At 72.8% G+C, this 12,947-nt stretch carries 11 protein-coding genes; 6 read left to right on the top strand and 5 right to left on the bottom strand.

Going from position 1 to position 12,947, the window contains the following annotated elements; translation table 11 throughout:
- Window positions 1-330: 330 nt before the first annotated feature.
- Window positions 331-1,614, bottom strand: coding sequence for an HNH endonuclease signature motif containing protein (locus amrb99_RS23010; protein WP_190859414.1), 1,284 nt, complete (start codon window positions 1,612-1,614; stop codon window positions 331-333).
- Between the two features lie 484 nt (window positions 1,615-2,098).
- On the opposite strand from amrb99_RS23010, the gene amrb99_RS23005 reads away from it, so the two are divergent.
- From amrb99_RS23005 to amrb99_RS22995, 3 genes are read left to right on the top strand one after another with little or no spacing between them, the layout of a single operon-like run.
- Complete coding sequence (locus amrb99_RS23005) at window positions 2,099-2,974, top strand: hypothetical protein (RefSeq protein ID WP_190859412.1); 876 nt, start codon at window positions 2,099-2,101, stop codon at window positions 2,972-2,974.
- A 58-nt stretch (window positions 2,975-3,032) separates the two neighbouring features.
- Entirely contained in the window at window positions 3,033-4,046 is a 1,014-nt protein-coding gene (locus amrb99_RS23000) for an ATP-binding cassette domain-containing protein (RefSeq protein WP_190859410.1), read from the top strand.
- Window positions 4,043-4,819: an ABC transporter permease gene (locus amrb99_RS22995; RefSeq protein ID WP_190859403.1), complete on the top strand. Its 777-nt coding sequence runs from the start codon at window positions 4,043-4,045 to the stop codon at window positions 4,817-4,819. The genes amrb99_RS23000 and amrb99_RS22995 overlap by 4 nt, the downstream gene beginning before the upstream one ends.
- Here the strand turns inward: amrb99_RS22995 and amrb99_RS22990 are convergent.
- The 4 genes from amrb99_RS22990 to amrb99_RS22975 all read right to left on the bottom strand — a co-directional run bounded on the left by amrb99_RS22990 (window position 4,797) and on the right by amrb99_RS22975 (window position 9,934).
- Window positions 4,797-7,997, bottom strand: coding sequence for a BTAD domain-containing putative transcriptional regulator (locus amrb99_RS22990; protein ID WP_347256803.1), 3,201 nt, complete (start codon window positions 7,995-7,997; stop codon window positions 4,797-4,799). The two genes, amrb99_RS22995 and amrb99_RS22990, sit on opposite strands and share 23 nt — an antisense overlap.
- Window positions 7,998-8,058: 61 nt before the next feature.
- The gene (locus tag amrb99_RS22985) at window positions 8,059-8,934 is read right to left on the bottom strand and encodes an HAD-IB family hydrolase (protein WP_190859401.1); all 876 of its coding nucleotides are present in this window, start codon (window positions 8,932-8,934) and stop codon (window positions 8,059-8,061) included.
- A gap of 10 nt (window positions 8,935-8,944) precedes the next feature.
- Window positions 8,945-9,172 (bottom strand): hypothetical protein, encoded by a 228-nt coding sequence (locus amrb99_RS22980; protein WP_190859399.1) that lies wholly within the window; start codon window positions 9,170-9,172, stop codon window positions 8,945-8,947.
- 135 nt (window positions 9,173-9,307) lie between these two features.
- Complete coding sequence (locus amrb99_RS22975; RefSeq protein WP_190859397.1) at window positions 9,308-9,934, bottom strand: sigma-70 family RNA polymerase sigma factor; 627 nt, start codon at window positions 9,932-9,934, stop codon at window positions 9,308-9,310.
- A gap of 244 nt (window positions 9,935-10,178) precedes the next feature.
- Between amrb99_RS22975 and amrb99_RS22970 the strand changes: the two genes are divergently transcribed.
- The 3 genes from amrb99_RS22970 to amrb99_RS22960 all read left to right on the top strand — a co-directional run bounded on the left by amrb99_RS22970 (window position 10,179) and on the right by amrb99_RS22960 (window position 12,934).
- Window positions 10,179-11,549, top strand: a complete 1,371-nt coding sequence (locus amrb99_RS22970) for an antibiotic biosynthesis monooxygenase (protein WP_190859395.1) — start codon at window positions 10,179-10,181, stop codon at window positions 11,547-11,549.
- Between the two features lie 2 nt (window positions 11,550-11,551).
- Window positions 11,552-11,827 carry a glutaredoxin family protein gene (locus tag amrb99_RS22965; RefSeq protein WP_190859393.1) on the top strand — a complete coding sequence of 92 codons (276 nt, stop codon included), beginning with the start codon at window positions 11,552-11,554 and terminating at the stop codon, window positions 11,825-11,827.
- 363 nt (window positions 11,828-12,190) lie between these two features.
- Window positions 12,191-12,934, top strand: a complete 744-nt coding sequence (locus amrb99_RS22960) for a redox-sensing transcriptional repressor Rex (RefSeq protein WP_190859391.1) — start codon at window positions 12,191-12,193, stop codon at window positions 12,932-12,934.
- Window positions 12,935-12,947: the final 13 nt, after the last annotated feature.

Raw genomic sequence — 12,947 nt, 5'->3', positions numbered from 1 at the left:
GGGTCGCGCCGCCCCCACCGTCGCCCACGTAAGGGAGACCAGGAGAATTCGAGAGACCCGCCGCCGAGTTCGCTGGCGAGGCCATTCGGTGATTTGCCCGGGGTGACTCGGAGGGATCGGCAGCGCTCGGCCCGTTCATTGGAAGAGCCGTACGGACACCAGGGCGCGGGCGTGGTCACCGGAGGCAGTGTCACCGGAGGCATTAGAGCGGCGTGGCGACAGGAGTGGGCTCGCGGCGCCCCGGCCACCCGGCGCGGGGAGGCGTCCGGGCGCCTCCCGCGCCGGTAGCGCGAGCGTGTGTGTACCCGGTGTGGCGGTGTCGAGTGTTGATCAGGCGGCCCAGTCGAGGGCGGGGTTATCCAGTGGTGGGCGGCCGATGCTGCCTGGTGGCCCGGTCCCGATTGTCGATCCTCTGGCGTCGGCTGGTGGGAGTAGCCGGTAGACATATCGCCCGTCGCCATCTTTGGTGATCTGGACTTGATCGGGGCGACTGTGTTTGAAGCGGTTGTGCCATCCGCAGGTGAGTGCGAGTTGGTCGATGTCGGTGGGCGATTGTCCCAGTGCCCATCCGTGGACGTGGTCGACCTCGCACAGCGTGCCGGGCACTTCGCAGCCTCGTACCGCGCAGGAGGAGTAGAGCGTCTCAAGGACTTGGCGCTGCGCTGCGGAGGCGAACCGTTCCCGGTAGCCGAGGTAGAGCGGGGTGTTGCCGCGTCCGAGGAGGAGGGGTGAGACTCCGGCGGCTAGGGCGATGCGGCGGGCTTGTGCGGCGGGGATGGGGGTGCCGTCGGTGAGGCGGGCCGGGGCGTTGCCTCCGGTGAGGGTGTCCAGGTCGCAGATGACGGTGACCTTGGAGGCCTTGTGGCCGCCTGAGAGCACGCTCGACAGTGCCGCTGCGGTGCGTTCGGGGAGGTCGCGGCGGTCGTCCGGTCCGGCCGGCTTGGCCAGTGGGGCCAGGGTGCCGTCCCAGATGGCGGCGTCTTCGGGGTTCAGCCAGCCCTTGACGTAGCGGCCGCCGTCCAGGGATCGGGTGGTGGTGAGCCAGGACTTGTCGTAGCCGCGCTTGGTGTCCTCATCAGGGGCGTCTTCGGTGTCGTCGCGTTCGGCGATGAGGTCGCGGATGCGGCGCCCGAAAGCAGCGACCTTCCCGGCCGAGAAGCCCTGCTCAACGATGCCCAGCAGGATCGCCTCGGCCTCGGCGCAGTCGGTGTCGTCGAGGCGCGCGACCGAGTCGGCGACCGTGACGGCGTAGCCGTAGGACAGATCCCCGGCCGCGAACTGCGCGCAGACCTCCGGTAGGCGGTGGCGCTGCCGGGCGAGGGTGAGGCGCTCCTTGGCTCGGCTGTCGCGCATGCCCAGCCGCGACCGCAGCCACGCCTGTGCGGAGGGATATCCCCACCGGGCCTGTTCTCCGGCGGTGTCGACCCGACCGATGAACGATGCCAGCGCGCTTTCCTGCATATCGGACGCTGCCACGAGGGTCTCGGTGAGCTCCAGGCATGCTGCCGGAGATTCGGGAGCCTCACGGGTGGCCAGTTCGGCGGCGATCATCGCAGCGGCGTTCACCAATTCCATGGTGGACGCCTCGTTGAGATCGACCTTAACCGAATGCATGAGTCAAGTATATCGACTGTGGCTGGACTTGGAGTTGAGAAAGGGGGGCTATTTTTGTTGCTCTGAGGATAGGTATAGCTGGGTATACCTACATTTCCTTGCGGGGTTCGAGTCGGCGCCAATTCATCGCGCTATTTCGCCTCCAGTTCCCTTGCGTGGGCGACGGTGGGGGCGGCGCGACCCGGGGCGGGGCAGGCGGAGCCTGCCCCCATCACCTGCCTAGGGGCCGCAGAGGCTCCAAAGTCAAGGGTGGACGAAGTCCATCGCGAAGCGACGCCGAAGGCGCCCTTGACTTTGGAGGGGCGGCCCCGTACGCAAGCGCCGCCCCCACCGCCTCTGGGCCCTATGCTCGAGAACTCGGTCTCCTCGTCTTCCGGCCTCCCGTTTCCCCTGTCTCCGCCTTCTCTCTGGTCTCTCCGCCCAACTTCCAATTGTCCAACTTTCGCACTTTGAACGTGCGCGGCCTTGCAGAAGCATGTTGAGCATGGACACGGATGGCATGAAGGATTCGATGACCGGCGGCGAGCAGGACGTCCCGTCGAGGATCTGGCGTACCCCGAGTTTTCAGCGCTGGTACACCGCACAGCGCGACGCAGGCAATGTGCTGCTCGGTGCTAGGCCCGTATGGACGTCAACCATCAACGGTGAATCGGGTGCGGTGTTCTTCTGGGCGCTGCATGTGCGGATGCATGTCGCCGCCGAGGACAGGACGAAGGGCAATGAGATCGTCATCTCCCGGCCGGACGTCTCTGTGGTGGCCCTCTACCGCCCTGGTCCGTCACTGGACGAGACGACGGTGGTGCTCGTACGGGAGTTCCGCAGCCCGGCCTCGACGCCCGACGGGTACGTGCACGAACTGCCCGGCGGCTCGTCACCAGCCAAAGCGGCCACCCCCGCCGAGCCAGCCACCCCCGTCCAGGCGGCCAGCCCCGCCGAGCCAGCCAGCCCCACCGAGCCAGCCAGCCTCACCGGGGCGGCCAAGCCCACCGAGACTGGTGGCGTGGCGGTGCTTGCTGAGGTGTTGGATCAGGCGGTCGATGAGTTGGTGGAGGAGACCGGCCTGCGGGTCGACGCCGGCCGGTTCCGCGCGCATGGGAGCCGCCAGGTCGCCGCGACCGTGTCCGCGCATCATGCGCATCTCTTCTCCGCCGAGATCACCGATGACGAGCTGGCCTGGTTGCGGACGCAGCGGGATCGTCCGCACGGCGTGGACGGCGATTCCGAGCGGACGTGGGTGGAGATCGCGACCTTCGGGGAGATCCGCGCGGCGCGGCTCGTCGACTGGGCCACATTGGGCATGCTCATCGAGGCGCTCACTCAGCCGCCGTCCGAGCGCCGTCCGGCGGAGAGGACGAGCTGAAACCGGCTGAAACCGCGGTGAAAGCGTTCTGAAGGCGGGCGGGCGCAGAGTCGGCGGCATGACGACGAAACCAGCGCAGACGGCCATCGAGGTGGTCGGACTGCGGAAGACGTTCGGGGACAAGGTCGTGCTCGACGGGCTCGACTTCGAGGTGCCCCGGGGGACGGTCTTCTCGCTGCTGGGTCCGAACGGCGCGGGAAAGACCACGGCGGTGCAGATCCTGTCCACGCTGATCGGCGCGGACGGCGGGCGTGCGCGGGTCGCGGGCCGCGACGTGGCGCGGGACCCGGACGGGGTGCGGCGCGCGATCGGCGTGACGGGCCAGTACTCGGCGGTCGACGGCCTGCTGACCGGCCGCGAGAACCTGATCCTGATGGCCGACCTGTACCGGCTCGGCCGCGCGGAGGGCCGGCGGCGCGCCGATGAGCTGCTGGAGCGGTTCGACCTGGTGGAGGCGGGCGGGAAGCTGGCGTCCACCTACTCCGGCGGCATGCGGCGCAAGCTCGACATCGCGATGACGCTGGTCGGCGACCCGCAGATCATCTTCCTGGACGAGCCGACGACGGGCCTGGACCCGCGCAGCCGCCGGGCGATGTGGGACCTGGCGCGGGGCCTGGTGGCCGCGGGCGTGACGATCTTCCTGACGACCCAGTACCTGGACGAGGCGGACCGGCTCGCCGACCGGATCGGCGTGCTGAACGGCGGCCGGCTGGTCGCGGAGGGCACGTCGGAGCAGCTCAAGCGGATGGTGCCGGGCGGGCACGTGGTGCTGCGGCTGGCCGGTCCGGACGGCCTGGACGCGGCGGCGCGGGTGCTGCCGGTGTCGGGGCGCGACGACGAGGCGCTGACGCTCCAGGTGCCGAGCGACGGCGGCGTCCGGTCGCTGCGGGCGCTGCTCGGCCGCCTGGAGGACGAGGCGATCGAGGTGGAGGAGTTCTCCGTCCACACCCCCGATCTGGACGACGTGTTCCTCGCCCTCACCGGGGACGCCCCGCACACGGCCACCGGCGGCGCCCCGGAGGCCCCCACCGACACCACGCAGGACGACGACCGGAAGGCGGCTTCGCGATGACCGCGCTCTCCCAGGTGACGGCGGACTCGGCGACGATGCTGCGCCGCAATCTCCGGCACGCGCTGCGCTACCCGGCGCTGTCGGTCAGCTCGATCATGACGCCGATCCTGTTCCTGCTGCTGTTCGTGGGGGTGTTCGGCAAGGCGCTCGGCAAGGGCGTCGGCGGCGTCGACTACGTCGACTACGTGACGCCGGGGATCATCCTGATGGCGGTGGCGTCGGGCTGCATGTCGCCGTCCGTGGCGGTCGCGGTGGACATGACGGAGGGCGTCATCACCCGGTTCCGCACGATGCCGATCGCGCGGTCGTCGTTGCTGACGGGGCATGTCGCCGGCAGCATGATCCAGACCCTGACCAGCCTGGTGCTGGCGGTCCTGGCGGCGGTCGCGATGGGCTACCGGCCGGACGCGGGGCTCGGCGGCTGGCTCGCCGCGGCGGGCCTGATGGTGCTGCTGACGTTCGCGCTGACCTGGCTGGCGGTGGCGCTGGGGCTGCTGGCGAAGGGTCCGGAGGGGGCGAGCAACTCGCCGCTGATCATCCAGTTCCTGCCGTTCCTCGGCAGCGCGATCGTCCCGCCGGACTCGATGCCGGCGGGGGTGCGGTGGTTCGCGGAGTACCAGCCGTTCACGCCGATGATCGAGGCGCTGCGGCAGCTGCTGATGGGCCGGCCCGCGGGCCATGACACGGCGGTCTCGATCGCGTGGTGCGTGGGCGTCGCGGTGGTCGGCTACCTGTGGGCGAAGTGGCTGTTCAACCGCGATCCGTCGCGCTGACCCAGGCGTCCAGCGCCGCGCGGGCGGCGGTCCGCAGCCCGTCCCGGTCCAGGCCGGCGTAGGCCGACACCGCGTCGGCGTACGCCGACCCGTCGGCGTCCTGGGCGGCGCGGCGGAGGGCGGGCGGGGCCATCGTCGGCTGGAACGTCCGGACGAAGTTGAGCCGCTCGCCCAGGGCGATCATCCGCGCGGCGCGCGCCCGGTCGCCGCCCCGGGCGAGGTCCACCATGGCGAGCGCCACCAGGATCCCTCCCTGGACGGGCAGGTCCATGAAGAACGCCGGCACCGGCAGCGGCGGGTCGGCCAGCAGGGCGGCGAGCTTGGCGGGGAGCCCCGCGACGACGTCCTGGACGAGGTCGAGCCGCCCGTGGCGGGCGTGCGCGACGACCGCGGCGATGTGCGTCTCCAGCGTCCAGGGGTCGAATTCGGGTTCGACGGACGGGTCCGGGTCGTGCTTCAGCCGCCCGACGGCCTCCCGCCAGAGCCGGAGCCCGGTGTCGGTGTCGCCGCGTCCGAGCGCGAGTTCGGCGCGGGCGCCGAGGTCGAAGCTGGCGGTGCCGTACGAATCCTCGGGCCCGTGGAGCAGGGACCTGTCGAGCCAGCGTTCCGCCTCGTCGTGGTCGCCGAGGTGGAGGTTGACGCCGGCGATCGCCCAGTGCAGCCCGAACATGTCCCGCCAGCGGTAGCGCTCCATCAGCCGCAGCGCCGCCAGCAGGTGCGTCAGGGCGAGTTCGCTCTCGCCGACCTGCATGAGCAGCTCGCTGAGCCGCGAGTGGGCGGCGAGCCCGACCCAGGGGGTGACCGGCCCCTCGATCGCCTTCAGCGCGACCTCGGTGGCGGCGAGCGCCCCCTCCAGGTCGCCGTCCCGTTCGAGGACGTATCCGGCGAGGACGTCCGCGATGCCGGCGAGGAGGGGCTCGTCGCTCGCGCACATCTCGTCCAGGACGGTGGAGTCCTTCGCGAAGATCTCCGGCGCGGACCGGATGACGAGCGCCATGGCGCCGCCCAGGGTGGACGGCGACGGCGGGGGCAGCCGCCGCAGCGCGACCAGCGTGCGCGTGACCTGCGGGCCCTTGAGCACCAGCGAGATCATGGAGCACAGCGCGAGGGCCGTGCGGGTGGTGGCGACCTGCGCGGGCTCGGGCCGGAACATGGTCAGGGGGCCCGACGCCTCCCCGGCGAGCGCGGACAGCCGGGTGAAGGCGGACTCGATCGTCCAGAGCGCTCCGAGGACGGCCGTCACGGCCGCGACCGACGGGCCGTCGCGGCGGGCGATCCCGTGCCGCAGGGCCTGCTGGAGGTTGTCCTGCTCGGCCCGGACGAGGTCGATCGTGTCGAGCGGTTCGGCGTCGAAGAGCCGCTCGTGGTGCGCCGTCCCGAACTCGCGCGCCCAGGCGAGCAGCCCGTCGACGGCCCGCTCCGTCTCGCCGGCCTCCTCGCGGTACGCGGCGCTGAACTCGCGGACGCTCTCCAGCATCCGGAAGCGGGCGCCGGAGCCGGTGTCGGTGACGACGAGCAGGGACTGGTCGGCGAGGTCCTCCAGGACCTCCAGGACGCCGTCGCCGACGAGATGGCGGGCGGCGTCGGCGGTGAACCCGCCGGGGAAGACCGACAGCGCCCGCATCGCGGCGCGCGACCGCGGGGCGAGCAGGGTCCAGCTCCAGTCGACGACCGCGTGCATGGTGCGGTGCCGGGCGGGGGCGTCGCGGGCGCCGCCGCGCAGCAGCGCGAACCGGTCGTCCAGCCCGCGGGCGATCTCCGCCACCGACATGATCCGCACGCGCGCCGCCGCGAGCTCCACGGCGAGGGGCAGCCCGTCCAGGTGCCGGCACAGCTCCCGGACGCGCTCGGGGGGCAGTTCGGCGTTCGGGCGGGCGGCGCGGGCGCGCTGCTCGAACAGCTCGGCGGCCGTCGCCTCGTCCAGTTCGGGCAGCGGGTACACCGTCTCCGACGACAGCCCGAGCGGTGCCCGGCCGGTGGTGAGGACGCGCAGGTCGCGGGTCGTCGAGACGAGCGCGCCGACGAGCTCGGCGGCGGCGGACACGACGTGCTCGCAGTTGTCGAGGACGAGCAGCGCCGGGCCGGGGCCGAGGGCGTCGGCGATCCCGGCGACCTCGCCGGTGGACCCGGTCATCAGGGCGGACGCGCGCCGTGCCTCGCCGACGCCGAGGACGGACGCGACCTCGCCGGCGACGTCGCCGTCCGGTGCGACGCCGGCGAGCGGCACGACGTGCACGGTCCGCTGCTCGGCCGCGCGCGCGACGGCGTGCGCGAGCCGGGTCTTGCCGAGGCCGCCCGTCCCGACGATCGAGGTGACGCGGGAGGTGCGCAGCAGGTCGAGGACGTTCGCGATGTCGCCGTCGCGGCCGAGCAGCGGGTTCGGTTCATGGACGATGCCGCGCCGCACGGCGGGGGCGGCCTCCGCGTCGGTATCGGCGGTGTCGGCGGTGGTGGCGCGCAGCAGCTCCCGGTGGACGGCGCGCAGGGCGGGGCCGGGGTCGCTGCCGAGCGTGTCGCGGAGCGTGCGGCGGTAGGTCTCGAACCGGGCCAGCGCGGCGGACGGTCCGGCGGTCGCGGCCTCGCTGCGCAGCAGTTCGGCGAGGAGCTCCTCGTCGTGCGGGTGCTCGGCGGCGAGGGCGGCGAGCGGGCCGGCCGCCTCCGCGTGGCGGCCGAGCCGGGAGAGCGCCAGCGCGCGGCCGCGGACGAGGTCGCGGTAGGTCCGGGCGCGGTCGGCGCGCAGCAGCGAGAGCGGGTCGTCGCCGGACGCGTCCGGCGGGCCGTCCCAGAGCGCGAGCCCGTCCTCGGCGTGCGCGAGCGCGGCGGCGTGGTCGCCTTCGCGGGCGCTGCGGGCGCTCCTGGACGCGCTGGCCAGCACGGCGGACGCGTCCACGGCCGATTCGTCCAGCCCGAGCCGGTAGCCGGCCGGGGTGCTGACGATGACGTCGGCGCCCAGCTGCGACCGGGCGCGGGACACCACGACCTGCAGCGCCTTCGCCGGGTTCTCCGGTCGGTCGTCCGGCCAGAGGCCCTCGGCGAGACGGGCCGCGCTGAGGCCGGTGCGGGGTTCGGCCACCAGGAGAGCGAGGAGGCCGCGGAGCCGGGGGCCGGTGATCTCGCGTCCGCGGCACGAGACGCGCGACAGCAGCGCGAGTTCGACGTTCACCCGGTCCGGCTCCACACCGACAGATTAGAGCGTGTCGCCACAACTCGCGATAGGTCGCGAGTTATGGGCACGGGTGTCAGTTCGACCGGTAGTGGCGGCGCAGGGCGATGCCGGCGGCGACCCCGCCCGCCAGCGCGCCCGCGCCCGCGGCGGCCGGCAGCGCGACCATCGTCACCTTCCGCCCGGTCCGGAAGTCGTGGATCGGCCAGCCGTTCTCCTTGGCGTGCTCGCGCAGGGCGGCGTCGGGGTTGACGGCGTGCGGGTGCCCGACCGCCGTCAGCATCGGCAGGTCGTTGACCGAGTCGCTGTAGGCCGAGCAGCGGGACAGGTCCAGCCCCTCGCGCGCCGCGAGCGCCCGGACCGCCTCCGCCTTCGCCGGCCCGTGCAGCAGGTTCCCGACGAGCCGTCCGGTGTAGACGCCGTCGCGGGTCTCGGCGACGGTGCCGAGCGCGCCGGTGAGCCCCAGCCGGTGCGCGATCGTCCGGGCGACCTCCACGGGCGTGGCGGTGACGAGCCAGACCTGCTGGCCCGCGTCCAGGTGCTGGAGGGCGAGGGTGCGGGTGCCGTGCCAGATGCGGTCCGCCATCACCTCGTCGTAGATCTCCTCGGACAGCCGGACGATCCCGGCGACGCGCTGCCCGGCGACGAACGCCAGCGCCGCCTCCTTCGCGCTGCCGATGTGCTCGGAGTTCTCCGTGCCGCGCAGCCGGAACGCGGCCTGCCCCCAGGCGAACATGGCCAGGTCGCGCATGGTGAACAGCTTGCGGGCGGCGAGGCCGCGCGCGAAGTAGTAGATGGACGCGCCGCGCATCATCGTGTTGTCGACGTCGAAGAACGCCGCCGCGGCGGGGTCCGGTTCGGGGAGCGGGCTCGGTTCGGCCGCCGCCGCGGCGGCCGCCTCCCCGGCGCTCACGGGGTCCTCGTGCTTGCCGCGCTGCCAGAATCGCCGCATACGCCCGAGCCTAATCAATCCGCGCGTTCCGGCCGTCGTCCCGCGCCTCATTGCGATCGTTGTCACTGGTGCCGTCGCCCGCGCGTTCACCGGCGCTTCCGGCGGCGGTCACCAGGCGCTCGCGCAGCAGCGCGCGGAAGCGCGGATCGGGTCCCGGGTCGGCGGCCCCGGGCCGGTCCGGGCGCAGCCCGTCGAGCCGCGCGCTCGCCTCGGTCCTCTTGCCGTGCCTGCTCCTCACGCTCGCAAGAACGACCGGACGGCGCGCCGGGTTACGGCCCGACCTTAATTGATAAATCGTCCAATAAGCTCCATGGGCGCCTGGGAGGCGACTGGGGGCGCGATCGGGGAGGCGAGAGGGCCGAGGCCGGGACGGCTAGGGGTGCAGGTCGGCGGGGAGCATCCGGGCGAGCGAGCGGACGGCACGGTACTGCAGCGCCTTGATCGCGCCCGACTTCTTGTCCATGATCAGCGCGGTCTCCGCTACCGACAGCCCGTGCATGAACCGCAGCACCACGCACTCCTGCTGCTCCGAGCCGAGCCGCCGGACGGCGGCCAGCAGTGTGCGGTGCGTCATCGCGTCCAGGACGGCCCGCTCGGGCCCCTCCTGCGGGCGCTCCGGCTCGACCGGCTCGGCCGTGCAGACCTCCAGCCGGTAGCGGCCCGACTTGAAGTGGTCCGCGACGAGGTTGCGGGCGATGGTCACCAGCCAGGCGCCGAAGTCCTTGCCCTGCCAGCGGAAGTCGCGGATGCGCCGGAGCGCGCGCAGGAACGTCTCGCTGGTGAGGTCCTCGGTGAGGGAGTGGACGCCGACGCGGTAGTAGACGTACCGGTAGACCAGCTCCACATAGTGGTCGTAGAGGGAGCCGAACGCCTCGGCGTCGCCCTCGCGGGCCCGCAGGACCAGCGCCTTGAGGACCTCGGCGCGGTCGGCGCCGGGGGCGGGCTCCCGGGAACGCCGAGGAAGCGGGACGACCCGGGTTTCGAGGGCCAAGCTGCTCATGCAGTTCTCCTCGGGGCGTACGCGACCTCCGACGCGATCTGCCACTCTAGATACCGATCCGTACAGCAGGCAATGGGTGGGGAGCCCTCTCCGGCCGCGAATCCGTGCGCGGAGCCGCCGCCCCCCGAGCGCGCGCCGGGCGCCGCCCGCGCACCGGCCGAGCACCGCGCGGGCGCGGTGCGAGGTGCCCTGTGAAGACGGCGGTTACCTCTCATCGCCCGCCATCGGGCACCATGGGGTCGCCATGGTCGATGCCCTCATCGCGTTCGTTGCGACCCTTGGTGCCCTCGCGGCCACCGGGTTGCTCGTCCAGCGCGCCTACAAGGACCGGCTGCTCTACCTCATCGCCTGGTCGTTCACACAGGTCGGACTGACCCTCGCGCTGCTGTGCATGGCCATCGGCTTCATGGCCGGCTACAACGGCCTGTTCTTCCGCATCATGGAGCTCGGCGCGGCGCTGATCGGACCGGTGTGGCTGGCCCTCGGCATGATCGAGCTGATCGCCCGGTACGTCCAGGTCCGGTTCGCCGCCTGGCTGTTCACGATCTCCTACACGGTCGTCGCGATCGTCATCCTGCTGGTCGACCCGCTCAAGGGCTCGCTGTCCAAGAGCCTGCCGAAGCCGAGCGCCACCTACGACGCGCTGCCGCTGCTGCTGATCGACGGCGCGCACGTGGTCGCGGTGATCGCGCTGGTCGGCTGCACGGGCGTCACCGCGTACCTGGCGAGCAAGCGCGACCGCGAGGCCGGCGAGCTGCTCATCCCCGTCGCGCTCGTCGCGCTCGCGGGGGTGCTGGTGGTCAGCGGCACCCGCGGGTTCCTGCCCGCCCCGCTCGCGATCATCGCGCTCGGCGGCGCCGCCGGCCTCGTCTGGTACGGCGCGATGCGCACCATCCCGGTGTACGAGGACGACGAGGGCTACGACGAGTACGGCGAGGAGTACGCCGACGAGCCCGCCACCGGCTACGAGGAGCAGGCGTACGCGTCGCGCTCCGAGCCGGTCCCGGCGCCGACGCCGCCCGGCGACTCGCGCCGCGGCGAGCTGCGCTTCCCCGAGCCGGCGCCCGCCGAGGAGCTGCGCTTCCCCGACGCGCCCGCGCTGGAGGCCCCGGCCCCCGCGGTCCCCGCGGGCTTCGACCCGTCCGCCTTCGGCTCGGACCCGGCCGGCCCGACCAGCGTCGACGGCCCGCCGCCCGTACCCGAGTCCGTGCTGTCCGGCGGCCCCCTCGCGGGCCCGCTCGGGGGGCTCGGCCCGTCCGGCGCCCCGTCCGGAAGCGGCCTGCCCGACGGGTGCGGCCAGATCACCGTCTACACGCTGCTGGACGGCCGGGAGGACGCCTTCGACCGGCTCGCCGCCGAGCTGGTCAAGGCCGTCCGGGCCGTCGAGCCGGACACGCTGGTCTTCGCCTGCCACGAGGTGGTGGGCGGCCCCACCCAGCGGATCTTCTACCAGCTGTTCCGGGACGACGCGGCGTTCGCGACGCACCGGCGCCAGCCGCACCTGCAGCGGTTCCTCGCCGAGTCGCGGACGCACGTCCTGGCCACGAACGTGATCGAGCTGCGGCTCGGCGCGGCCAAGCTGCCGCTGCCCGCGCCCGACCGCCAGGGGAGGTGACCATGCCGGCCGGCGCCCCGGACCGCGAGGTCCGCATCACGCTGCTCGGCAAGCCGGGCTGCCACCTGTGCGAGGACGCCCGCGCGATCATCGAGCGCGTCGCGTCCGAGCTGGACGTGCCGTGGGACGAGCGGGACATCACCCGGTCCGAGGAGGACACCCGGGAGTACTGGGAGCAGATCCCGGTCACGCTGATCAACGGCGTCCAGCACGACTTCTGGCGGGTTGACGAGAACCGCCTGCGCGCCGCGATCGCCAAGGCCCGCGGCACCGCCTGACCCGCCAGCCCCGGGCGGCCCTCAACGGACCGCCGCCCGAGGGCCCGGAGAGTCCGCAAGGGTGACAGCCGGGCCCTGAAACAGCGGGCCGGTGAATGTCTCATCGGTCACACCGCGCCGCGGCGCGCCGGGCGGCCGCCGCCGGTACGGTCACGAAACCCGCTGCTGGGCGGGCTTTGGACGGCGGTGCGCGTCCCGGGCGTCCCACCCGCTCGCCGGGGGGCACTTTGTGCGCGTATTCACAAAGGCTTAACCTGATGGATAGCCCTGGGGCGGTCCGGCCGCGGCCGTGCGGTCCGGCCACGAGCCGGGGTGAGGGGTTCTCGGGCCCCGCCCCCAGCGTCGAGCCCCGAAGAGCAGGCCGTGACATCTCGACAGAACCGCACGCACCGCGACCGCGCGGACCGCGGCATCCCCGAAGCCACCGTCGCGCGCCTGCCCGTCTACCTGCGGGCCCTCACCGGGCTCCAGGAGCGCGGTGTGGCGACCGTCTCGTCCGAGGAACTGGCCGCGGCGGCCGGGGTGAACTCGGCGAAGCTCCGCAAGGACCTGTCCCATCTGGGCTCCTACGGCACCCGCGGCGTCGGGTACGAGGTCGAGTACCTCGTCTACCAGATCTCACGTGAGCTTGGCCTCACCCAGGATTGGGTGGTCGCCATCATCGGTGTCGGTAACCTGGGCCGTGCATTGGCCGGTTATGGCGGATTCGCGTCCCGCGGATTCCGGGTGGCCGGCCTTCTCGACGCCGACGAGGCGATCGTCGGCCAGGAGATCTCCGGCATGACCGTGGAGCACACCGACCGGCTCGAGGACGTGATCGCCGATCACGGCGTGTCCATCGCCGTGATCGCGACCCCGGCGGCCGCCGCCCAGGGGGTGTGCGACCGCGTCGTCGCCGCGGGCGTGACGAGCGTCCTGAACTTCGCGCCCGTGGTGCTGTCGGTGCCGGACGGCGTCGACGTGCGGAAGGTCGACCTGTCCATCGAGCTGCAGATCCTCGCGTTCCACGAGCAGCGCAAGGCCGGGGGGCCGGACGACTACGCCCCCCTGGAGAGCGGCGACGCCCCTCCCGGCGCCACGCAGTACGTAGAGGCGGTTGAAGCATGAGCGGGACGGAGCG

The sequence above is a fragment of the Actinomadura sp. RB99 genome (assembly GCF_014706005.1).
Taxonomy (GTDB): Bacteria; Actinomycetota; Actinomycetes; order Streptosporangiales; family Streptosporangiaceae; genus Spirillospora.
The sequence above is the reverse complement of the archived record's forward strand: the minus strand, read 5'-3'. Positions and strand labels throughout refer to the sequence as shown.

Bases quoted from the DNA above. Each gene is read 5' to 3' on its own strand.
- amrb99_RS22995 (WP_190859403.1), top strand. From the start codon at position 4,043: ATGACCGCGCTCTCCCAGGTGACGGCGGACTCGGCGACGATGCTGCGC.
- amrb99_RS22970 (WP_190859395.1), top strand. From the start codon at position 10,179: ATGGTCGATGCCCTCATCGCGTTCGTTGCGACCCTTGGTGCCCTCGCG.
- amrb99_RS23010 (WP_190859414.1), bottom strand. From the start codon at position 1,614: ATGCATTCGGTTAAGGTCGATCTCAACGAGGCGTCCACCATGGAATTG.
- amrb99_RS23000 (WP_190859410.1), top strand. From the start codon at position 3,033: ATGACGACGAAACCAGCGCAGACGGCCATCGAGGTGGTCGGACTGCGG.
- amrb99_RS22985 (WP_190859401.1), bottom strand. From the start codon at position 8,934: ATGCGGCGATTCTGGCAGCGCGGCAAGCACGAGGACCCCGTGAGCGCC.
- amrb99_RS22975 (WP_190859397.1), bottom strand. From the start codon at position 9,934: ATGAGCAGCTTGGCCCTCGAAACCCGGGTCGTCCCGCTTCCTCGGCGT.
- amrb99_RS23005 (WP_190859412.1), top strand. From the start codon at position 2,099: ATGGACACGGATGGCATGAAGGATTCGATGACCGGCGGCGAGCAGGAC.
- amrb99_RS22965 (WP_190859393.1), top strand. From the start codon at position 11,552: ATGCCGGCCGGCGCCCCGGACCGCGAGGTCCGCATCACGCTGCTCGGC.